We start from the raw sequence: 21,597 nt of genomic DNA on the forward strand, positions 1-21,597 counted from the left end.
CGTTTTGAATTCTGCCGGGCTCCCTCACGCTGTTGGAACTCCTCATGCCGCGCTCTTACTGTGCTGTTTGGTTGGCGGGGTGCATCGTGGCGTTGGTCGCGTCGACGACGGCGGCCGCCGATAAGCTTTCGGACTCGCCGCAACTGGTCGCGCCGACCGAGGCGATTTCTGCCGCCGAGCAGCAGAAGAAATTCCGCTTGCCGCCGGGCTTTTCGATCCAGCTCGTGGCGGCCGAGCCCGAGATTCGCAAGCCGATGAATCTCAATTTCGACGTGCATGGCCGGCTGTACGCCACGCAGTCGGAGGAATATCCGTTTCCGGCCAAGGAGGGGGAGCCGCGGCGCGATGTGATCAAACGCTTTGACAACATCGGCGCCGACGGTAGGCCAGCGAACGTTGTTACCGTGGTGCAGGGTTTGAACATCCCGATCGGCCTGCTGCCGCGCGAAGATGCGCTGATCTACTACAACATTCCCGAAATCTATCGCGCCGCCGACCCGCAGCACGACGGCCACTACCAGCCGGGGCAGCCGATCTACAGCAGCTTCGGTTTTCGCGATACGCACGGCATGGCCAGCAGCTTTACCCGCTGGCTCGATGGCTGGGTTTACGCCTGTCACGGTTTCTCGAACGATTCGAATGTAAAAGGGGCCGACGGCAAAGCCGTGAAGATGAACTCCGGCAACACGTATCGGTTTCGGCCCGACGGCTCGCACATCGAGCAGTTCACGCACGGCCAGGTGAACCCGTTCGGCCTGGCGATGGATCCGCTGGGGAACCTGTACTCCTCCGATTGCCATACAAAGCCGATCTACATGCTATTGCGCGGCGCGTGGTATCCCAGCTTTGGCAAGCCGCACGACGGGCTGGGCTACGGTCCGGAAATGATCGAGCATTTTCACGGCTCGACCGGTATCGCCGGGGTCGTCTATTACACGGCCGACCATTTTCCCGCCGAATATCGCGACACGGTGTTCATCGGCAACCCAGTGACGGGCAAGATCAATCACGACCGTTTCGAGCAGCACGGTTCGAGCTACAAGGCGATCGAGCAGCCTGACTTCATCGCCTGCGACGATCCTTGGTTTCGGCCCGTCGATATCAAGCTCGGCCCCGACGGCGCACTGTACATCGCCGATTTCTACAACTGTATCATCGGGCATTACGAGGTGCCGCTTACGCATCCACGCCGCGACCGCAGCCTGGGGCGCATTTGGCGCGTGGTGTACACGGGAACTGAGAAGACGCCGGCAGCGCCGCCTCGCTCCATGCCTGACCTGACCGGATTGCGGGCGGAACAGCTGATGGATCTGCTCGGCGATCCGAACCTGACGGTGCGCGTGTTGGCCAGCGAGCGCTTGACGACACTGCTCGGCACCGGCGAGAGCGTGGCGACGAGCCATCGCGATTTGCTAAAGGCAGCGATCGGCTCGACGGCGACCGACGACGCCATCGCCGCGCGCAGGGCGCACGCCTTGTGGCTCGCGGAACGAGCTTTGGCCGACGGCTTGCCGCGTGACGCTGTCGAACGGTTGGCGAACGATCCGTCGCGCCTGGTGCGCGTGCACCTGGTAAAAGCCCTGGCCGAGCGCGACGATTGGAGTCGCTCAGGCGATTGGTTCGCGCTGGTGCGCGAGAAGCTCAAAGATACCGATCCGTTCGTGCGCCGCGCGGCCGCTGATGCCCTGGGCCGACATCCGGCAGCTGAGAACGTCGAGCCGCTTTTGGCCCTGTGGGCTGAAACGCCTGGGGACGACACGCACTTGATCCACACCGTGCGGATGGCGCTGCGCGATCAACTGCTGCTGCCGGGTAGCTATGGTTCCCTGGCGGCTCTTGTTGCGGCAAAGCCTGAATATGCGGCGCGGCTGGCGGACGTGAGCCTGGGCGTGCGTAACGGCGAATCGGCGGCTTACCTGCTTTCGTTTGCTGAAACACACGCGCTTGACGATGGGCCGCTGGCCGAGTACTTGCACGACGCGGTGCGCTATACGACCGACGAGCAATTTGCCGACGCCATGCGTCGCGCTCAGGCCGTCGCGGCCGGTTCGTATTCCCGGCAGCAAAGTTCGCTCTTGTCGCTGGCTCGGGCCGCGCAAGAACGCGCCAAGCCGGTGCCGGCATTTACGAGCGATTGGGCGGCGCGTGTGGCGACGGTTCTGCTCGCGCAGTCCGATCGACCGAGTGTCGACCGTGGCATCGAGCTTGCGCGGCAGTTGCACGTGGCGCCGGCGTTCGATGCGCTGGCGGTGCTGGCCGGGCGCGAATCGAAACTGCCCGAGGCGCGCGGCGCGGCGCTTGATGGCTGTGTGGCCATTGATGGTGGCCGCGCTTTGCCGATTGCCCGCACGATCCTGACCGACGCGGCGGAAGGGATGCCGATGCGGCAGAAGGCGGCGACGGTGCTGGCGGCCATGAACCTGCCGGATGGCCGCGCGGCGCTTGCCGAACAATTGAAGGCCGCGCCCGATCGCCTGGCCATTGAAATCGCCCGCGGCCTGGCCGGCACGGCCGACGGGGGCGAGGCGCTTCTGGCCGAAGTGGCCGCGGGACGTTGCTCGCCGCGACTGCTCAAGGACGCGGCCGTGGAACAAAAACTCGCCGCGGCGAAGCTGCCCGAGCTTAATGATCGGCTGGCGAAACTGACGGCCGATCTGCCCCCGGCCGATGCGCGCCTCGCGGAACTGGTCGACGCGCGTCGCGCAGGCTTTGGCAAAGCACAGGTCGATGCCGTTGCTGGTCGGCAGGTGTTCACGAAAATCTGCGCCGCCTGCCATCAATTAGGCGGCCAGGGAGCTAAGATCGGGCCGGGGCTCGACGGCGTCGGCCTGCGGGGGCTCGATCGCTTGCTCGAAGACACGCTCGACCCGAGCCGCAACGTCGATCAGGCATTCCGCACCACGCTCATCAATACCACCGGCGGCAATGTGATCTCGGGATTGCTCTTGCGCGAGGAAGGCGAAGTGCTGGTGCTGGCCGACGCCCAAGGCAAGGAAATCCGCCTGCCGCGGGGCGAAGTCGAAGAACGCTCGTTGAGCAAGCTTTCGCCCATGCCGGCTAACGTGGTCGACTTGATCCCTGAGGCCGATTACTACAATCTGCTGGGATTCTTGCTCGAGCAGAAACAAAAGACGGAAACGGCGAGCAGTAATTAGTCGGCAGAGGGCAGCAGGCAGCGGGCGGCAGACAGAACGTATTCGGAGATACCGAGGATGATCCCTTATTTCGTTGATAAGTCGCAGTGCTCGAACCACCAGATCTTTCCTGGTGTGCAGATCTTTACCACGCACGGCGATCACTTGATGCTGTCGCTGGTCGAGTTCGAGCCGCATTCCGTGGTCGAAGCGCACAGCCATCCGCACGAGCAGATGGGGCTGATGCTCGAAGGCGAAGCCGAATTCATCGTCGGCGGCGAATCGAAAATCGTGCGGGCCGGCGAGATGTGGCGCATCCCCGGCGGCGTGGTCCACAAGGTGATCGCCGGCGATAAGCCCGTGAAGGCGCTCGATGTGTTTTATCCGATCCGCGACGATTACAAATGAAGCGCGGAGTGATGAGTGCTGAGTGATGAACTAAAAGACAGGCATGTTCTAATCTCTTTCGTTCATCACTCATCACTCCTCGCTCATCACTTACAAGAGCGGGCTCAAGAGCCGCGCCGCGTTGTCGACGAAGCGGACGGCGAACGACCGTTTCTCCCAGCGCTTGCGGTCCATGGCCGCGGACTTGTCGACGTACGAATTCTGCAGCGCCCGCAGCCGGCCTGTGAAATCGGGGTCGTAGAGCGCCATCGTGATCTCGAAATTCAGCTGCAGGCTGCGCGGATCGAGATTCAAGCTGCCAAAAAGCGACAGCCGGTCGTCGACCGTCACCGATTTGGTGTGCAATAGCCCGCCCTTGAAGAGCATGATGCGCACGCCGGCGGCCAGCAATTCTCCTTTGTGCGCCTGGCTGGCCATCCGCACCAATCGAGAGTCAACGCGCTCGGGCAGGATAATCGTCACCTGCACGCCGCGCCCCGCCGCCGACAATAGCGCGGTCAGCAAAAGCTCGTCGGGCACGAAATAGGGCGTCGTCAGCACCAACTCGCGCCGCGCGCTGTAGATCGCCGACAGCAGGACGGCTTGGATCGCCTGCACGGGCAGCACAGGCCCTGATGGAATCACCTGCACCGCCGAGGCGCCGGCATCGGCCACTTCGTGAACGTCGCCCGTCTGTTGAAGCTGTTCGATTCCCTCGCCTGTTTCGAGTTCCCAATCTTCGAGAAACGTGACGCCGAGCGCCTCAACCGCAGGGCCGCGCATGCGGACCATGGCGTCGACCCACTGACCGACGCCGGCGTTTTGCTTGAAGAAACGCGGATCAACCAGGTTCTGGCTGCCGGTATAGGCAATTTCGCCGTCGATCACGACGATCTTGCGATGCATGCGCAGGTCGAGGCGATAGAAGAGCATCCGCAGCAGATTGGCCGGCAGCGCCGCGTGCAGCGCAACGCCGCCGTCCTTCAAACGTCGGCACGGCTCGCTTGCGAGGAATTCCTTGCTGCCGACGGCGTCGACCAGCACCCGGCAGATCACGCCGCGCGCCGCGGCGCGGAGCAAAGCTTCGACGACCAGGTCCGCGTCGCCACCCGCGGCCCAGATGTAGAACTCGAGGTGTACGGTGCGCCGTGCGGCATCGATATCGGCCACCAGCGAGCGGAAGGTCGCCCCGGCGTCGGTGATCAGCTGCACGTCGTTGGCCGGCATGGCGGGAATGCCGACAGCGCGATCGCAAAGCGTCGACAACGATTGACAGGCCGCGCCCAGGGGTTCCCAATCGACCTCTCGGCGCTGGTTGAGATCGGCCAGCCATTGGCGGTATGGCCCGTGAATGCGCGCGGCCCATTCCGCGCGGCGGCGCCCCAGGCGCAGCTCGCCGAACATCAGGTAGAGAACGGCGCCGCCGATCGGAAAGATCAAAACCACGGTCAGCCAGGCGAGCGTGAAGCCAACCGGCCGGCCGCGCATGATGACGCGCAAAGAGAGCCCCAGCCGGATGAGCCAATCGGCGATGAACAGCGTCGTCGACCAGTCGATCGATTCGAAGAAGTCGAACATCAATCTCGATCCGCCGAACTCAGGATGTCAGTTGCGTGTCTGGACTATAGAATTCGCGGCCGTGACCGCCAAGCAAGAGTAGCTCGCGGGGTGAATCGCCGTGGCCTGGCGGTCGGCCCCGCGTACAATGGGGCAGCGAAGCGAGATTCCGATCGCGAAACAAGGCAAGGACGACACATGTCTCAAGAACGCGGCTGGATGACGGGACGGGCGATCGGCATCGTAGCCGAAGACAAAATCCTGGCCGCGCAGGCCGCCGGACACTTCGATCACATGCCCGGCTTCGGGAAACCGCACCCGATTTTTGATGAGGAATACGACCCTCACTGGTGGATTCGGCGCAAGCTCGCGCACGAGGGGCTCACCGGACCGGAACAGGTCCGCGCCCTGCGGCCCGATGGCAGCTAAGCCGCTGACGCGAAGGCTGGCATGCCTGGCAATGGTTCCGAAACAATGGTCGGCACGCGCTGATGCTGACGCGCAATCATCGGAAATGACGGCAACCGCCAATCTCTCGCGTATTCGAGCAACCAGCCAGCGAAAACCATAATGCCCAGCGGGTGCAGGGCCGCGGCCAGTGGAAACATCGGCTGCAGGGCGCGCTCGACCTGTCCCAGCCCGCCGAGCACGGTGAGGCCGAAGGCCAGGAGCATCAACGACCGGCCGCGCTCGATCGAAAAAGCGGTGATGAGTCCCCAGGCCGTGAGCGGGGCAATCAGTCCGAAGGTGGCGCGTTCGGTGCCTGGGCCAAACGACAATTGCCACGCCGCCCAGATACCGAGTAAGAACGTCGACATCTGCTTGGTCGAAGCGCCTCGCTGTTTCTGCCACAGGCACGAGGCGAGCACGAGAATGCCAAAGGAAACTTGCCAGATGGCGTAGGCGGTCGTATCGGGGCGTTGAAATACTTCGAGCAGCGTCCACATATCGTGGTAATCGTGGCGAATTTGCATCTTTCCCGTCAGTGCTCGATGCCAATCAGCGTAGCGGGCCCACACGAGCCAAGGCCACTTGATAGCCAGCGGCAGCGCCGCCACAGCCACGAGCGCTGCTACGAAGCGCGCCGTCAATGCTCGCGGCCAGCAGGCAATGATCAATAGCGCCGCCGCGGCTGGCCAGACCTTGATGTGCACCGGCACAGCCAAAAACAGTGCTGCCACCGCCCAGCGACGCTGCGCCACGGCCAATAGGGCCGCGACCAGGCACGTGAGAATTAGCATGTTCGTTTGCGCGGTCCAAAAGCCGCGATAGGTCGCTAATAGCACCAAGATCAGGAAGGCTCCTTCCTGGTTGGGACTCCACCGGCCGGGCAAAATGTCGCGCACCAGCGCGCGCAGCGCCCATGCGAATGCCGCCAGGTTGAACCACATCCAGAGAAGCGAGCCCAACCACATCGGCAAAAGCGTCAAGGGCGTAAAAAGGAAGGCGAACGTTGGTCCGTAACGAAACTCGTAGAATGAGCCCTGGTACATATTGAGATCGGCCAGCCACAACTCGGCACCCGTTTCGAAACTTGAGTAACTGTTGTGCTTCACGGGCGACACGACGGCCTTTCCCCCACACACGACGAAGAACACGATCCACAGCGATACCGCCAACTGAAACAATCGTGTCGGCTTTTCGCCGCGGACCGGCAGAATTTCCCACCAGTTCGTCGCGTCGGACAATCGATAAACGATCGTCGACACCTCTGACGTCCGACCCGCAGACCGCTGCGGTGCGGCACCGTCTGGCTGAAGGGGCGGCGCATTGATCGGAAGAACGAGCCGATGGCGAAGACCCTCACGGGGATCCTTTAGCAGGTTCGTGTTCGGCATGGTTCCGCCCGCTCTTCTATTGGTTGTCTGCTATTTCACGCCGCGGCGCGACGAATCTGTCGATGAAGATCGGCCAAGCGCCCTAAGGTGACTCGACGGGATTTCAAGCGTTCGGCCAGTCGCGGCGATTCGAGAAGCGCGAGCTCTTCCGGTCGCCGCGCGCTCAAGGGGTCGTGCCAACCGTCGCTGATTTCGTTGGGACGGACCCGTTCGTCAGCCAGGCCTGGATGCATGCCGATTTCCACGGTTTGGTCGCTTCCTGCGCGCGAAAGAAACAGATCGATCGTGCGCAGATTCAAACGTCCGGCGTGCGCCGTGCCAAAGAAACATTGCGGCGCGGCGGCTATCGCCGTGGCGGGACTGGCCGCGAACTGCCGCGCGTAGTAGTGTTTCACGCGCGCCAGCATCCATTCGCGCAATCGAAAACCGTGGGCGAGGGTCGTTCTGGCCAGCGCTGGTTCAAGCGCCACGCGCACCGTGGGTATCGCGAACCGCGAGAGCAACTCGGGCAACAGGCCGGAGACGACCGGCAACAACTCTACATATTGATGGCCGTTGAGATGTGTTGGCTGCACACCGTGATCGACGGTCCAGGCGATCTGCGCGGCTAGCTCGTCGCGAACCTGTGGAGCGTAGCGCTGGCCTTGACTGCGCCGCAGAGTCGCGTAGAGCGCGAAAATCCCAGGGAATCGACCTTCACGGTCTAAAAGCGCTGCGGGGTATTTTTCGCCCGTCAGCGGCCGCCCTTGCGTGAGATTCAGATGCACGCCCATGTCGGCGGGGCGTCGCGCGTCGTCCAGCTCGCGGCGCAATGTGAGTGACGGCCAGTTGTCGGAGCCGCGTCGGGCGAGCTGCTGCCAGGCGGCCAGCGCCGGCGCAGCATAAGGCGCATTGGCGAGCACCGACGTACTGGTCAATAAGCCGTGCGTGAATCCGCGCAGGATTCCATCCGTCACCGCCTGGTTCAGGCCGAAATCATCGGCGTGTAGCACAACGGTCAGGGCCACGCTTCGTCCCCGAACAATGGTCCTCGCTGGGCGCGAGGTCGACGAAAGATCACGGACGCCGCAACGACCACGGCGACCCTGAGAACGTGGTGGATATAGTCGATTGACGCCGTTGTGACTACGTCAGATTGACGTTCGGCGAATTGGGTTCGGCGCGATGCGTTTGCCGTCGGCGCGCGACTTGATCAGGTCCGGGGTTAAAAGCATTAGCCCGGCGACGCCCAATGATTTAACCGCTTACGCCGCGCGGCGGGCCGGCGGCGCCGACAAACGCCCCCAATCGGCCGGTAGTTCCGGCGACAGTTGCAACTGATCAAGGCGGGCACGCATTTTCACGACGTCCAACAGCATCGGCAACGCGTGTCGCGCGAGCGATACCGTCGAGGCCATTTCATTCACCAGCGTCACCGGCAGGCAACGATGCGCGAGTTTCAGACGACGCGCTAGCAATACCACTTCGGTGTCGAACGCAAAGCCATCGACGGTCATTCGTGAGAATATCTCCACGGCCGCGCGCCGGCTGAACAGCTTCAGCCCGCATTGGGTGTCCGTGACATCGGTCGACACCAGGCATTTCACGACTCCGTGAAAAGCACGCGAAGCAATGCGACGCATCAAGTTCCGCCTGGCGACATTAGCCGACTGTGCCATGTGCCGGCTGCCGAAAGCGATCTCGCATTGGCCCTGGGCGATCAGATCGTAGCCCTGCCGCAGTGCGGTCAAGCGAAACGGCAAATCCGCGTCGGTAAAGGCGACGACCTGGCCCGTGGCCGCTAGCATTGCGGTGCGGATTGCGCGGCCTTTGCCGCCATTCTGCTCTAATCGCACCGTCGAGAATCGCGAACCGAAGCCATCGGCCAGCTCGGGCGTGCGGTCGCGGCTACCGTCGTCGGCGACGATCACGCGGTAATCGAGCCGCGTGGCATCGAGGAATTGCCCCAGCTCTTCGAGCGATTTAGGCAAGCGTCGCTCTTCGTTGTACGCCGGGAGGATGACGGTGAACTCGTGATCGGTCGCCGGCAGCGAATCCGCCAGATTCCCGGCGCGCAATCGCGGACGCGCCATGCTTCCTTGCAGAGAAGCTGCCGAACGTATTGCACGACTTTCGTCGGCGACTGGCATCGTTCCGACCACGCGAAAGAGGGTTGACTGCAGGTGGCTTGCATGCGTCAAAGGACTTGCCTGCCTTTCCCGAACTGGACGCCATGCCGGCGGAACTATACTCCAAAGGGCGTATGCGCGGATACTACAATTGCGCGCGGACCTTGGGCTCTGTTCCGTGCGAAGCGTTCTTGGCGTGGGTGGTGGCGCGCGCCGTTGTGCTAAGGCCGCCGCGGTGATCGACGCGCGGGAGGGATCTTGTCGCGTTTTCGCGCTGGCTGGTGGATGTTGTGGCGACAAAACGCCGCCAGCATTGCTGGTATCGGCAGTTCCAGGCGCGCCGCTCGACGAACGAATGCCTGACGAATTCGAGAGGGTCGTGCTAGCATGCCGTGCTGGTTCACGAGATGCGATCAGCGCGTTGTGCGCAGCTCACGCTTGCCAGAGACTCACAACCAGCGTCGCAAGAGATACGCGCAGCGATCCAGAAACCGCTGCCACGGACCGTGCCGGTCGAGATCGGCCAGTGTCACGCCATGACTTTCTGCGATTTCGGCCTCGCAAATGGCCGCGACCGCCTGTGCCATCGCCGCCGAACGAATGACGGCGACGAATTCGAGATTGATCTCGAGGCTGCGTGGGTCGAGATTGCACGAGCCGACTACCGTGTAGCGATCGTCGACGACCATGGCCTTGCTGTGCAGCATCGAGCGCTGGCGCTCGTAGATCTCGACGCCCCGCTCGAGCAGGCGAGAATAGAGAAAACGTGTTGCCCGTTGCACGAGCGGTACGTCGCTTGCCCCTGGTACGATCAGAGTCAAGCGCGCACCGCGATGCCCTACGCGGTTCAATGTCCGCAGCACCCTTCCGGTGGGCAAGAAATACGCCATGGACATGACCACGCTCCGGCGTGCCAGGCCGATGATGCGCGTGAATACGCGCTCGGCGCGCGAAAAGTTCAAGCCTGGGCCGCTGTCGTAAAAGCGGATGAAATCGCGCTCACCGCGCGGGAGACGCACGCGGCGATAAGACCGCGGCCGGCGATCGATCGGCTGATGATGGGCCCGTAGCCAGGAACGCTCGAAGCTTTCCGCCACGTCGGCCACCTGTGCCCCCGTCATGCGCACGTGTACGTCGCGCCAGCCGCCGGCCTCGGCCAGGTCGCGTCGCTGCTCGCGGCGCGTGGGCGGCGGCCTGGTATCCACGACGTTCATTCCACCGAAGTACGCCACGCGATCGTCGACCACCAGCAGCTTGCGGTGATTGCGGCGGTTGAGGATCTCGAAGAACGACAGGTTGCGCAGCGCGTACAAGAACGAATGAAAGGCGTGAACTTTCACGCCCGCCGCGTGCATCATTTTCAATAGTGCCGTTGACGTTCCCTGGCTGCCGATGGCGTCGTAGAGTAGGCGCACGTCGACGCCGGCCTTCGCGCGCTGGATCAAAGCTTCGGCGATCAGGCGGCCCGCCGTATCGCTGGCGAAGGTGTACGATTCGAGCCACACGCGCGTCTGGGCGCTACGAATGTCTTCGGCCATGCGCGCAAGCATCGGCGCCGACTCGACGAACAGAGTCAGCTCGTGGCCGGCGACGGAAATCACGGGCGGCTCGTCAATGTCAGCGGCCGGGGCGACCGCCTGATGCGTGGACACATGGCTCATGCCTCTATCGTAGACAGAAGGCGGCCGATACCGAGCGCGGGAGGATGCCGGATGCCTGAAACAAGTGCGTATCAGGCGGCGCAGCCCGCATATTCTGTATGCGCGACACGGCGTGCGATGAGAATCGGGGCGGCCGGTTCCGGCCACGGCCGGCTCACTGCGAAGCCACGGAGCCATGAAGCCGCGGAGGCACGGACAAAATGCGGACCGATAGCAACGGAACGTCGTAGTCCTGTCCTTGCTGGTTTGGGATGGAGCGCGAGCTATGAGAGGCGTTACCATTCGAGCAGTCAGCCCGTCGTTCCGATCGAGGCAAGGAGGCCTGCAATGCCGCGCCGAAAGAAATTGGCCGCTGCGACGATTCTTATCGCCTGTCCTTTGACTTGGATCGGCTACCAAGTGAATTGGGTGCGCGAGCGCAGGGCCGTGCTCAATGCGCCCGAGAAATACAATGTCTTCGAGGGAATCCAAACGGCCATTTCGCGCTCGGGAGAAGAATTCATCGTCGAGCCCTCTACGGACGACGCACCGTGGCCGCTCGGTTGGCTGGGCGAAAAGGGGCAGTTCGTGCTGGGGATGAATGCGAGCAAGCCGGCCGCACAGATTTCTCGCATCAGGAAGCTATTCCCCGAGGCCAAGATCGAGCTAGTGCCCGAGGAAGACATCGATTTTGAATCCCTGGCGCAAGCGGCATCTGCCCGTCGATGACACCTTGATGCCGCGCAACATAAAGAACGATAAACCCGAGCTTGACTTTCGACATGCGCCGTGTGAAAGAGTTCAGTCACAGAGATCGCAGAGGGCACGGAGAAAGAAGTATTGAGCTATTTTGCATCTCTGTGTTCTCGGTGATCTCTGTGGCTACGAATTCTTGTTCTATGTGGTGAGTCCTCGTGTTGCGCGTTGTAAAACTTGGCGGCAGCTTGCTCGACATGCCGGATCTCGCCGCGCGGCTGCGGGCGTGGCTGGCAGCGCAAACGTCGGGCAGGGCGATCCTGGTCATCGGGGGCGGGGCGCATGTCGATGCGATCCGCCGTGCCCAAGGAATTCACCACTTCAGCGATAGCGCGGCTCACTGGCTAGCGATTCGCGCGATGGCCCTGCAGGCCGAAATGATGCGCTCAATTCTGCCCGAGGCGGAGTTTTTGGTCGACGTGTCGATGCCTCAACCGCGGGGGCCTGCCGCCGGCACGCAGCTTGGGATTCTCGAGCCGTGGCGCTTCATGCGCGAAGTGGACGCCCACCGCAAAGCGCCGCTACCTGAATCTTGGGACGTGACGAGCGATTCGATCGCGGCCCGGGTTGCCGAGCTATCCGCGGCCGATGAGCTTATCCTGCTGAAAAGCGCGCTTGCGCCCTCGGCGTCGCTCGAAGATTTGGCCGCGGCCGGCTACGTCGACCGGTTCTTTCCGCAAGCCGCGAAAAAGCTGCAAGTCGTTCGCCTGGTGGACCTGCGGGCGAATCCGGCGCGCGAGTGCGTGTTCCGTCTTGCCGAGAGTGGTTCTAGATCGCCGGTCAGATGAACACTAGCGATCGAGCGCGGCCAGCGATTCCTTTGCACCGCGAATGATAAGGCCCGTATCCGAGGCCACGCCCAAGAGGCGAAATCCTTGATCGCGCCTTTGTCGCGCGTTGTCGACGCTCTTGGCCATGACACCACATGCCAGGCCGCGCGCCGCGGCGCGATCCTTGATAGCCAGCACCATTTCGGCGACGCCCGGCCCTTCCCATTGTCCCAGGTGCCCGGCCGAGGCCGACAGATCGGCCGGCCCGATGAAGAGGGCGTCGACGCCTGGCACGCTCATGATTTGATCCAGCGACTGATAGGCTTCGACGGTTTCGATGAGCGGGATGACCAACGTGCGATCGTTCGCGCCGGCGGTCGCCTCGGCCAGGTGCATCGACCAGCCGGTGGCCCGCTCGCCTCCCACGCCGCGAATGCCTTGCGGCGGATACTTGGCGAACCGCACGGCCCGGGCGACTTCCTCCGCGCCCGTGACTTGCGGCACGATGATGCCTGCGGCGCCGATATCGAGAACGCGTTTGATCAAGCCTTGCTGAATTTCGGCAATCCGCACCAGCGGCGTCGTCTCGCTGCCGCGCGTGGCGCGAATGTGCTCCAGAAGGGCTTTGAAGTCGAGATGGCCATGTTCGGCGTCGATCACGACCCAATCGAAACCCAATTCGACGGCAATCTCGGTAATCGTGGCCGCCTCGAGCGTGACCCACAGGCCGCGCGTGAACTGCCCGGCGGCGAGTTTCTCCTTAAGCACGTTGCGATAGGTCGCCATGAGTCGACGTTCCTGGCCTTTGAGAACAGTAATTTCCGAATCCACTTGATATACTGCGAGTTTGCGACATTCTAGTGAACGGACCGCGCTCCAGCGACACCTGCAATGAATCGTTTGGCGCGAGCTTTGGCCCGCACCACGTGGACCTGCAAATAACCAGCCAAGAAACCAGGAACAAAGAGCAAGCCGCTAATGAGAAGACAACATGACGTTCGGTTTAAAGCAATACTCCAGGGATCGGTAGTAATCCTATTCCTCTTGCAGCTACCAGCTCGCGGAGATTCGCCCTATACGCTCACCGACTTGGGCGTGGTGCAAATCACGGGGGGCGGAGCCAAAGACATTAACCAGTCGGGCCAGGTCGCACTAAACCTTGCTGGCACCGGCTATGTTTGGACCAACGGCGTTCTTACGCCTCCCGGCGGCGTCTTCAACAACAATGTTTCGTTCGCGATCAACGACTCGGCCCACCTTGCCTGGACGCAGAATCTGAACGCCGTGTATTGGAACGGGACGACGACCATCCAGTTGCCCGACCTGGAGCAAGACGGCGCCTCGGCCCAGGACATCAATGATTCTGATCAGGTCATCGGATACTCTTACCGTCCTAGCATCCTGCAATATCGCGCGGTGCTTTGGAACGGAACAACCGCGACCGATCTCGGCGCGCTGACGCCCAATGGGGGGAGCTACGCGTACGGAATCAACAACGCCGGCACGATCGTCGGTCAATCGAATAACCTGCCCGTGCAATGGATCGGTGGCGCGATCGGCCAGCTTGGATTGCCTGCTGGAATGACCATCGGCGCGGCATACAGCGTCAACGAAGCGGGACAATCCGTCGGCTATTCGACACCCTCTTCGCCGTTCACCTTGACGGCCACTCTTTGGAATGGAACTCAGCCGGTGCTGCTCCCCAGCCTGGGCACGCGAACCGATACGGAAGCGTTCGGCATCAACAATTCGGGAGTGGTCGTGGGCATGGCCGAATTCGGATTTCAGAATTCACCCCGCGCGTTTATCTATAGCGGCGGCACCATGCAAGATCTCACGACGCTGGTCAATCAGCCCGGTTGGGTCTTGCAGCAGGCCAATGCCATCAATGACGCCGGCGACATCGTGGGTATCGGGACTTTGAACGGCCAGACGCACGCCTTTGTTTTGCGAACGGTACCTGAACCCTCGACCGGTTTGCTCGTGGCATTCGCGATGACGATCTGGCTTGCCCGTCGCCGAATCCGCAATCGATGATGAGGCGGTCCGCTGGCCCAGTACCGATCGGAAACGTGGTTGTCCGATCTTTGTATTAAACGTAATCGCTTGTCGAGACGTTCAGCGATTTTGCCACGTCGTTGATCTGTCCCCAGGTCATGTCATCGAGCTCAATGCCGCGAGCTGTGCGGGCGAAACGGGTGCGCTCTTCGGGCTCGCCGGGCATGAGGATTTCGCCGTCGGGCGTGACGGTGCGCGAGCTTTTTACGAAGTCGATGTATTGTTGCACTTCCTTCGCGAAGGCATCCTCGGATTGGAAGCGATGCGGATCGATCGTGATCGTGAACATGGCCTGTTCCAGCCGCGGTACGTTCGATCGCGAGCAGCCGCCGCCCGTGAGCGCGCCGGCCAGCATCTCGACCATGACGCCCAGGCCAAACCCTTTGTGACCGCCGACCGGTAGGATCGCCCCCGGCGGATCGGCGTAGAAAACCCGCGGGTCGTTCGTGGGCCGCCCCTGGGCGTCGATGATCGCATTGTCGGGCACGAGCTGCCCCTTGTTGAACGCGACGCGAATTTTCCCTTCGGCGATCGCGCAGGTCGACATATCGACCAAGAGCGGCTTTCCGCCGCGCACCGGTACGGCGATGGCGATCGGATTGGCCGACAGCCGGCGGTCGATACCACCCGTCGGAGCGACGAGGATGCCACCTCCCGAAGTGTTCACGAAGCAGAGCGAGACCAAACCCGCTTGGGCTGCCATTTCGGCCCAGGCGCCGACGCGACCCACGTGTCCCGAGTTGAACAGCGCGACGGCCGCGATCGCGTGTTCCTTGGCCAGCTTGATAGCGAGGTCCGTGGCGTGCCGGGCCATCACCTGGCCGTAGCCGAGTTGCCCGTCGAGCACGCCGATCGAGCCGGCGTTGATCACCGTACGAGGCAGCTGATTCGGAACCAGCTTCTTCTCGCGCACCCAGTTGATGTAGGGGGCGATGCGAATAACGCCGTGCGAATCATGCCCGACCAGGTTGGCCTCGACCAGATGCTCGCCGACGGCGGCGGCTTCGGCCGGACCGGATCCGGCGGCTTCGAAAATGGCGGCGGCGAGCCGCTCGAGAGGAGCTTTTTGGACGAGCATCGGGCAGATTCCTTCATCGGGGCCGGCATCGATTGACCGCGCAAAGCGCGACAAGTTCGCCAGTGTAGCGGTTGCCGGAGGCCGGGCCAACGACCGCGATGCGGTGGATTGCTCGCGTCGTGCGTAGACGCTCCAGGCGCGCTCCAAGGCGGCCACGTTCTCCAGTGCGTAGCACGATGCCAGTGCGCGGTCGTAGCCATCACGCAGAGCCGCCGCGGCAAAGTCGACGAACTTGCGACGATCGCCCCGCTCGATCAGGAATTGCAGCAACGACAGGCTTTGTCCGTAGAAGACTCCTAGCCGGTCGCGTTGCGGATAGTCGGCAAGCGTCAGCAGGTCCGCCAGGCGGAACTGCTCGCCGCGCGCGAGCGCACGATGAAAGACCTGCAAATGGGCTGCCTGCCGCGCGGCAGGATCAGCCGTCACGGCCATTCCCTCGTCGATCCAGCGAGGCAGCTCGCCCGTGGTAAGTCGCCCGTCGATGATCAGATGCACCAGCTCATGGGGCAAGTGGTCGAGCCATACGGAGCGGTCGGCACGCACATCAATGCGTCGTTGCACCTTCGCGCCATCGGCGTGAATCGTACATGCCGCAAACGTGCAGTCGGCCATGGCTCCGACGGCCGCGCGATAGCCAGTCAAATGCGGATGCAAGACGAGCGCACATTTTGGGTGCCAGCATTCGTCGTTCTTGGACCCGAACCATGTCCGCAAAATCTCTGTGCGCATCGTCTCGCAGCGCTCGGCAATCTGCGGACCGACGGCAGTCGCGCCGAACGAGTAGATACGAAAATTGGCGGTCTCGGTTGCATGCCAACGGGCGGGGCGCGATCGGCATGGCCCGGAATTACCGGCGCCAAACGCGGGCACGTAGCTGGCGCTGGCCATGATGAAAAGTGCCGTGCAGATCCGGCCGAGCCGGGCTCGCCGCGTGGAAACTACAGCACGCCGCGCAACCCAAGCTGCGTACGTTCCGAAGAGTCTGGAGGGGGGCATAGGTATTGCTTAGTGCGAGGTGCGAAAGAGCCGACTCGAGCGCTGCGGTTTGTCGAGCGCTCGAGCCGGCGGCCCTGGCTGAGGCGGCAGCCAAGAGCATGTCCCTCGAATCGTTCTAGGGCATGCGTGTGAAGTGTGGGGCAGGATGCGGTTCGAGCCAGTCCCAAGCCGCGTGCCAGCACCGTTTCCACCACGGGGAGTAGCGCGAAGCTGGTGCGGAAATGGTGCCGCAGTATTCGTAGCCACAGGCCACGACGGGCGTCGCGCAGTTCACCAGGCGCACCGACTGCAGTCGGTATCGCGCTTGCCGTGGCAGGACGACCAGACCGCTGCGCGTCGCGCAATTGGCGGGACCTGACGCCAGTTCCAGGCAAGGCTCGGGCAGGTCCGACGAATCGATCGCGGCTCCGTCCAGTGGGCCTCCGACGAATGACAGTCGATACAGGCTGACGCCTTCCGGCGTCTGGATCATTTCAGGCGGCAGTAGAATTAAAGAGTGTTTCATGGTCGTTTACCCCAGCAGGCATGCGACGACGAGGTATGTCGCGATACTCACCACACCGGCGATGGGATAGAAATCGGCCAGCATGAATCCGTCCGACTCGGGGATTCTGTCTGGAGCTGGCACTTGCGTGCGAAACACGACGAGCCTCCTTTGGTTTTCTGCATGCCTCGTCCGCTCGCCTCGGACGTTGCACTCTTGCGGTTCTCACTCAACGAAATTCTACGCGAGCGTCATCGATTTCGAGCGCAGATATGTCGTCAAATCGAACCTCCGCCGCGTCTACAAAGCGCAAACGCAGGCTGCGGTGCGGCATCGCGCGCCAGCGCGACGGAAACACCCATTGCCCTGAAAGCACGGGCGACAACGATGGTTGAGAAAAATGTTTGCGCGTTGTTGATGCGGAGCCAACGACTATTTACAGAGCGTTTGCGCCATAGCAGCCGAAAAAGCGGTACAATTGCCGACAGAAGCAACCTGCCACGATGCACTTCCATTGCAACGCCCGCCGAAGAACGCTGCTCACGATGGAGCCGCAAAATATTTTGTCGGCGCGTGTGGACACGCCATGTGCGTTTCATCAGGCAGTTCGGCACGGGGAGCCATAAGAAATGGACGCCATGTATTTGATTCTCGGCACGGTCTTCTTCGCACTGTCGTGGGGATTGGTCGTGCTCTGCGACAAGGTTCGTAGCTAGGCTGCGTTCGCAACGAGAGAGTGCTCGTAGCTAAAGGCACTGGAGTTAACGCCATGAATCCGCTGTACGCGGCCGGCGCGGTCATCTCCGCGCTGTTGATGATCTATCTGACGATTGCGCTTTTGAAGCCGGAGTGGTTCTCATGAGCTTGTTTACCATCGGGCAAATCCTGCTGTTTCTGTTCGTGCTCGTGGCACTGGCCAAGCCGCTCGGCCGATTCATGACCCGCGTCTTCGAAGGGCGCCCCTGCGGACTGGACGTCGTCCTCGGCCCTGTCGAGCGCTTGATCTATCGCCTGGCCGGCGTGCGCCCACAGGAAGAAATGACGTGGAAGGTCTACGCCGGCGCGATGCTGCTGTTCAACTTCCTGGGCTTCCTCGTCGTTTATCTTCTGCAGCGCACTCAGCAGTGGCTGCCGTTGAACCCGCAGAGCTTTGCCAACGTCTCGCCCGATTCGTCGTTCAATACGGCGACGAGCTTTGCCACGAATACCAACTGGCAGGGCTACGGCGGCGAATCGACGATGAGTTACCTGACGCAAATGTTGGGGCTGACGGTGCAGAATTTCGTGTCGGCGGCGGCCGGACTGGCCGTACTGGCGGCGCTGATTCGGGGATTTCGCAGCCGGCCGGCGCCCAAGGCTGGCGAAGAGAAGGCCATGACGCACGGCGAAGGATTGATCGGCAACTTCTGGGTCGATCTGACGCGCAGCACGCTCTACATATTGCTGCCGCTATCGATCGTGCTGGCGGTGTTCCTCGTCTCGCAGGGCGTGGTGCAAAATTTCGCCCCTTATGAGACGGCACAACTCGTCCAGCGCACCAAGGACGCCACCGGTCAGGAAGTGGCCGAACAACTGTTGCCGCTGGGGCCGGCGGCCTCGCAGATCGCCATCAAGCAATTGGGCACCAACGGAGGCGGATTCTTCAACGTCAATTCCGCGCACCCTTACGAAAATCCCACCCCGCTGGCGAATTTCTTTGAACTCCTGGCGATTCTCGTGATCTCGGCCGCGCTGTGCTATACGTTCGGCGAGATGGTCGGCGACACACGGCAGGGCTGGGCGATCCTGGCCACGATGCTGCTGATCTTCGTTCCGCTCGTGTTCCTGTGCGCGGGCTTGGAGGAGCATGGCAATCCGGCTTTCGCCGCGCTCGACGTCGACCAGCAGCCCAGCGATCAGCAGCCGGGGGGCAACATGGAAGGCAAGGAGGCCCGCTTCGGTATCGGCCCTTCGGCATTGTGGGCCAGCGCCACGACGGCCGCCTCGAACGGCAGCGTCAACTGCATGCACGATTCGCTGACGCCGATGGGCGGTTTCGTCCCGATGTGGCTGATGCAATTGGGCGAGGTGATTTTCGGCGGCGTCGGCAGTGGTCTCTACGGCATGCTGGCGTTTGCCATCATCACGGTCTTCGTGGCTGGCCTGATGGTCGGCCGCACGCCGGAATATCTGGGCAAGAAGATCGAAGCCTATGAAATGAAGATGGCTTCGCTGGTCATTCTGTTTCCGCCGCTGGTCGTGCTCGTGGGTGCGGCGATTGCCGTGGTGACGCCGGGAGGGCTCGTGACTCCGGCCGGCACGCCCACGATTCCCAATCCTGGGCCGCACGGCTTCAGCGAGGTGCTCTACGCATTCTCGTCGGCCGGCAACAACAACGGCAGTGCCTTTGGCGGACTGAGCGCCAACGTGCCGTTCTACAACACGGCGCTGGGCATCGTGATGTTGATTGCCCGTTATTGGCTGGCCGTGCCGATCCTGGCGATCGCCGGTTCGCTGGCGGCAAAGAAAGTTACGCCGCCGAGCGCGGGCACGCTGCCGACGCATGAACCGCTGTTCGTGGTCCTGCTGGCGTCGATCGTGATCATCGTGGGCGCGCTCACGTTCATTCCAGCGCTTGCGCTGGGGCCGGTCGTCGAGCAGTTGCAAATGTTCGCCGGCTGAACTGTCTGATTCCAAAAATCGATTTCGCCTGACAGGGCGCTTTACACAAGCAGCAATTCCCATGGCCAAGCAAGTTCAAGCAAAACCGCTCTTCGACCCCGCGATTGTTCGCCGGGCGCTTGTCGAGTCGTTCAAGAAGCTCGACCCGCGCCGCCAGGTGCGCAACCCCGTCATGTTCACCGTACTGGTAGGGAGCGTTCTGACGAGCATCCTGTGGGTGCAAGCTCTCGTTGGGACGGGCGAGGCGCCGGCGCGATTCATCCTTGCCATTTCCGTGTGGCTGTGGTTCACCGTGCTGTTCGCCAATTTTGCCGAGGCCATGGCCGAGGGACGCGGCAAGGCCCAGGCCGATGCCTTGCGCCGTGCCCGCCGCGACGTGATGGCCAAGAAATTGCGCGAGCCGAAGCGTGACGCGCGGCGCGAATCGGTCGCGGCGACCACGTTGCGCAAGGGGGACGTGATCCTGGTCGAAGCCGGCGATCAGATTCCCGCCGATGGCGAAGTGCTGGAAGGGATCGCATCGATCGACGAGAGCGCGATCACGGGCGAAAGCGCCCCGGTCATTCGCGAGAGCGGCGGCGACCGCAGTAGCGTCACGGGCGGCACGCGGATCCTTTCCGATTGGCTGATCGTCCGCGTCGGTGCCAACCCTGGCGAGACGTTTCTCGACCGCATGATCAACCTGGTGGAGGGGGCGAAGCGTCAGAAGACGCCCAACGAGATTGCCCTCGATATTCTGCTCGCGGCGTTGACGATCGTCTTCTTGCTGGCTTGCGTTACGCTATTGCCGTTTTCCTTGTACAGCGTGAAGGCGGCAGGGCAGGGGACGCCGATTACCGTGACCGTGCTCGTGGCGCTCTTGGTGTGCTTGATTCCCACGACGATCGGAGGCCTGCTGTCGGCCATTGGCATTGCCGGTATGGATCGTATGATTCAGGCCAACGTCATTGCCACGAGCGGCCGGGCCGTCGAGGCTGCCGGGGACGTCGATGTTTTGCTTCTAGATAAAACCGGCACCATCACGCTGGGCAATCGCCAGGCGGTCGAATTCACGCCGGCCGACGGCGTCGATCTGCAGACGCTGGCCGAAGCGGCGCAACTATCGTCGCTGCCCGACGAAACGCCCGAGGGACGCAGCATCGTCGTCTTGGCCAAAGAGAAATACGGCCTGCGCGGCCGCGAACTCGATGGCCAGGCGGAGTTTATTCCGTTCTCGGCGCAGACGCGCATCAGCGGCGTCAATCTCGATGGCCGCCATTTGCGCAAGGGAGCCGTGGACGCCATCGATTCCTACGTCGCTCAGCACGGCGGCGCGCTTCCAGATACCTTGCGTGCGCGGGTCGACGCGATCGGCAAGCAAGGGGGCACACCCCTGGTCGTTGCCGAAAACAATCGCGCGCTCGGCGTCATCTACTTGAAGGACATCGTCAAAGGGGGCATCAAAGACCGCTTCTCCCAGTTGCGGCAGATGGGCATCAAGACCGTGATGATCACGGGCGACAACCCGCTCACGGCTGCGGCGATTGCCGCCGAGGCGGGGGTCGATGATTTTCTGGCCCAGGCCACGCCCGAGACCAAGCTCAAGCTGATACGCGACTATCAGGCCGGCGGCCGTTTGGTGGCCATGACCGGCGACGGCACCAACGATTCGCCGGCCCTGGCCCAGGCTGACGTGGCCGTGGCCATGAACTCTGGAACTCAAGCGGCGAAGGAAGCCGGCAACATGGTCGATCTCGACTCCAACCCGACCAAGCTCCTGGAGATCGTCGAGGTCGGCAAACAGTTGCTGATGACGCGCGGCTGCCTGACGACCTTCTCGATCGCCAACGACGTCGCCAAGTACTTCGCCATTCTGCCGGCGCTGTTTCTGGTCGCGTACCCGGAGCTGGCGCCGCTCAACATCATGCATCTGACGTCGCCGTTCAGCGCCATCCTGTCGGCGGTGATCTTCAACGCCATCATCATCATCGCCCTGATCCCGCTGGCGCTGCGCGGCGTCGCCTACCGGCCGATCGGCGCGGCGGCCATGCTGCGCCGCAACCTTTTCCTCTACGGTCTCGGCGGCGTGATCGTGCCCTTCGCCGGCATCAAGCTCATCGACCTGCTCATCAACGCGGTTCACCTGGTGTG

At 62.5% G+C, this 21,597-nt stretch carries 19 protein-coding genes; 9 read left to right on the forward strand and 10 right to left on the reverse strand.

Features of this window, described 5'->3' with window-relative positions:
- Positions 1-44: 44 nt before the first annotated feature.
- Entirely contained in the window at positions 45-3,155 is a 3,111-nt protein-coding gene (locus VHD36_16655) for a HEAT repeat domain-containing protein (protein ID HVU88957.1), read from the forward strand.
- A 57-nt stretch (positions 3,156-3,212) separates the two neighbouring features.
- The gene (locus VHD36_16660; protein ID HVU88958.1) at positions 3,213-3,542 is read left to right on the forward strand and encodes a cupin domain-containing protein; all 330 of its coding nucleotides are present in this window, start codon (positions 3,213-3,215) and stop codon (positions 3,540-3,542) included.
- A 90-nt stretch (positions 3,543-3,632) separates the two neighbouring features.
- Here the strand turns inward: VHD36_16660 and cls are convergent, their stop codons facing one another.
- Positions 3,633-5,099: a cardiolipin synthase gene (cls, locus tag VHD36_16665; GenBank protein HVU88959.1), complete on the reverse strand. Its 1,467-nt coding sequence runs from the start codon at positions 5,097-5,099 to the stop codon at positions 3,633-3,635.
- Positions 5,100-5,276: 177 nt separating this feature from the next.
- On the opposite strand from cls, the gene VHD36_16670 reads away from it, so the two are divergent.
- Positions 5,277-5,507 carry a DUF1992 domain-containing protein gene (locus VHD36_16670; protein ID HVU88960.1) on the forward strand — a complete coding sequence of 77 codons (231 nt, stop codon included), beginning with the start codon at positions 5,277-5,279 and terminating at the stop codon, positions 5,505-5,507.
- Here the strand turns inward: VHD36_16670 and VHD36_16675 are convergent.
- The 4 genes from VHD36_16675 to VHD36_16690 form a co-directional block, all read right to left on the reverse strand.
- Entirely contained in the window at positions 5,504-6,787 is a 1,284-nt protein-coding gene (locus VHD36_16675; GenBank protein HVU88961.1) for a glycosyltransferase family 87 protein, read from the reverse strand. The genes VHD36_16670 and VHD36_16675 overlap by 4 nt on opposite strands.
- 164 nt (positions 6,788-6,951) lie before the next feature.
- A complete protein-coding gene (locus VHD36_16680) occupies positions 6,952-7,923 on the reverse strand; it encodes a ChbG/HpnK family deacetylase (GenBank protein HVU88962.1) in 972 nt (323 codons plus the stop codon).
- Positions 7,924-8,160: 237 nt separating this feature from the next.
- Positions 8,161-8,988 (reverse strand): dolichyl-phosphate beta-glucosyltransferase, encoded by an 828-nt coding sequence (locus VHD36_16685; protein ID HVU88963.1) that lies wholly within the window; start codon positions 8,986-8,988, stop codon positions 8,161-8,163.
- 485 nt (positions 8,989-9,473) lie between these two features.
- Positions 9,474-10,685: a phospholipase D-like domain-containing protein gene (locus VHD36_16690; GenBank protein ID HVU88964.1), complete on the reverse strand. Its 1,212-nt coding sequence runs from the start codon at positions 10,683-10,685 to the stop codon at positions 9,474-9,476.
- 327 nt (positions 10,686-11,012) lie between these two features.
- Between VHD36_16690 and VHD36_16695 the strand changes: the two genes are divergently transcribed.
- Entirely contained in the window at positions 11,013-11,393 is a 381-nt protein-coding gene (locus VHD36_16695) for a hypothetical protein (protein ID HVU88965.1), read from the forward strand.
- Positions 11,394-11,578: 185 nt separating this feature from the next.
- Positions 11,579-12,208: a hypothetical protein gene (locus VHD36_16700; GenBank protein ID HVU88966.1), complete on the forward strand. Its 630-nt coding sequence runs from the start codon at positions 11,579-11,581 to the stop codon at positions 12,206-12,208.
- Positions 12,209-12,211: 3 nt separating this feature from the next.
- Here VHD36_16700 and VHD36_16705 read toward each other — a convergent pair whose 3' ends face one another.
- Complete coding sequence (locus VHD36_16705) at positions 12,212-12,976, reverse strand: aldolase/citrate lyase family protein (protein HVU88967.1); 765 nt, start codon at positions 12,974-12,976, stop codon at positions 12,212-12,214.
- A gap of 192 nt (positions 12,977-13,168) precedes the next feature.
- Between VHD36_16705 and VHD36_16710 the strand changes: the two genes are divergently transcribed.
- Complete coding sequence (locus tag VHD36_16710) at positions 13,169-14,227, forward strand: PEP-CTERM sorting domain-containing protein (GenBank protein ID HVU88968.1); 1,059 nt, start codon at positions 13,169-13,171, stop codon at positions 14,225-14,227.
- 55 nt (positions 14,228-14,282) lie between these two features.
- Here VHD36_16710 and VHD36_16715 read toward each other — a convergent pair whose 3' ends face one another.
- The 4 genes from VHD36_16715 to VHD36_16730 form a co-directional block, all read right to left on the reverse strand.
- Entirely contained in the window at positions 14,283-16,214 is a 1,932-nt protein-coding gene (locus VHD36_16715; protein ID HVU88969.1) for a malate/lactate/ureidoglycolate dehydrogenase, read from the reverse strand.
- A 223-nt stretch (positions 16,215-16,437) separates the two neighbouring features.
- Positions 16,438-16,827: a hypothetical protein gene (locus VHD36_16720; GenBank protein ID HVU88970.1), complete on the reverse strand. Its 390-nt coding sequence runs from the start codon at positions 16,825-16,827 to the stop codon at positions 16,438-16,440.
- A gap of 6 nt (positions 16,828-16,833) precedes the next feature.
- Positions 16,834-16,965 carry a hypothetical protein gene (locus VHD36_16725; protein HVU88971.1) on the reverse strand — a complete coding sequence of 44 codons (132 nt, stop codon included), beginning with the start codon at positions 16,963-16,965 and terminating at the stop codon, positions 16,834-16,836.
- 119 nt (positions 16,966-17,084) lie between these two features.
- On the reverse strand, positions 17,085-17,405 hold the full coding sequence (locus VHD36_16730) for a hypothetical protein (GenBank protein HVU88972.1): 321 nt from the start codon (positions 17,403-17,405) through the stop codon (positions 17,085-17,087).
- A gap of 170 nt (positions 17,406-17,575) precedes the next feature.
- Here VHD36_16730 and kdpF point away from each other — a divergent pair, with 170 nt between their 5' ends.
- From kdpF to kdpB, 3 genes are all read left to right on the forward strand, one after another.
- Positions 17,576-17,668: a K(+)-transporting ATPase subunit F gene (kdpF, locus tag VHD36_16735; protein HVU88973.1), complete on the forward strand. Its 93-nt coding sequence runs from the start codon at positions 17,576-17,578 to the stop codon at positions 17,666-17,668.
- A complete protein-coding gene (gene kdpA / locus VHD36_16740; GenBank protein HVU88974.1) occupies positions 17,665-19,467 on the forward strand; it encodes a potassium-transporting ATPase subunit KdpA in 1,803 nt (600 codons plus the stop codon). The genes kdpF and kdpA overlap by 4 nt, the downstream gene beginning before the upstream one ends.
- 61 nt (positions 19,468-19,528) lie before the next feature.
- Positions 19,529-21,597 (forward strand): potassium-transporting ATPase subunit KdpB (kdpB, locus tag VHD36_16745; protein ID HVU88975.1); only part of this gene is annotated, 2,069 nt, incomplete at its 3' end.

The sequence above is a fragment of the Pirellulales bacterium genome, from assembly GCA_035546535.1.
In the GTDB taxonomy this organism is placed as follows: Bacteria; Planctomycetota; Planctomycetia; order Pirellulales; family JACPPG01; genus JACPPG01.

What these genes read in the sequence shown, in the direction of transcription:
- VHD36_16655 (HVU88957.1), top strand. Translation starts at nt 45, where the DNA reads ATGCCGCGCTCTTACTGTGCTGTTTGGTTGGCGGGGTGCATCGTGGCG.
- VHD36_16660 (HVU88958.1), top strand. Translation starts at nt 3,213, where the DNA reads ATGATCCCTTATTTCGTTGATAAGTCGCAGTGCTCGAACCACCAGATC.
- cls (HVU88959.1), bottom strand. Translation starts at nt 5,099, where the DNA reads ATGTTCGACTTCTTCGAATCGATCGACTGGTCGACGACGCTGTTCATC.
- VHD36_16670 (HVU88960.1), top strand. Translation starts at nt 5,277, where the DNA reads ATGTCTCAAGAACGCGGCTGGATGACGGGACGGGCGATCGGCATCGTA.
- VHD36_16685 (HVU88963.1), bottom strand. Translation starts at nt 8,988, where the DNA reads ATGGCGCGTCCGCGATTGCGCGCCGGGAATCTGGCGGATTCGCTGCCG.
- VHD36_16690 (HVU88964.1), bottom strand. Translation starts at nt 10,685, where the DNA reads ATGAGCCATGTGTCCACGCATCAGGCGGTCGCCCCGGCCGCTGACATT.
- VHD36_16695 (HVU88965.1), top strand. Translation starts at nt 11,013, where the DNA reads ATGCCGCGCCGAAAGAAATTGGCCGCTGCGACGATTCTTATCGCCTGT.
- VHD36_16705 (HVU88967.1), bottom strand. Translation starts at nt 12,976, where the DNA reads ATGGCGACCTATCGCAACGTGCTTAAGGAGAAACTCGCCGCCGGGCAG.
- VHD36_16710 (HVU88968.1), top strand. Translation starts at nt 13,169, where the DNA reads ATGAGAAGACAACATGACGTTCGGTTTAAAGCAATACTCCAGGGATCG.
- VHD36_16715 (HVU88969.1), bottom strand. Translation starts at nt 16,214, where the DNA reads ATGGCCAGCGCCAGCTACGTGCCCGCGTTTGGCGCCGGTAATTCCGGG.
- VHD36_16720 (HVU88970.1), bottom strand. Translation starts at nt 16,827, where the DNA reads ATGAAACACTCTTTAATTCTACTGCCGCCTGAAATGATCCAGACGCCG.
- VHD36_16730 (HVU88972.1), bottom strand. Translation starts at nt 17,405, where the DNA reads ATGAAACGCACATGGCGTGTCCACACGCGCCGACAAAATATTTTGCGG.
- kdpF (HVU88973.1), top strand. Translation starts at nt 17,576, where the DNA reads ATGAATCCGCTGTACGCGGCCGGCGCGGTCATCTCCGCGCTGTTGATG.
- kdpA (HVU88974.1), top strand. Translation starts at nt 17,665, where the DNA reads ATGAGCTTGTTTACCATCGGGCAAATCCTGCTGTTTCTGTTCGTGCTC.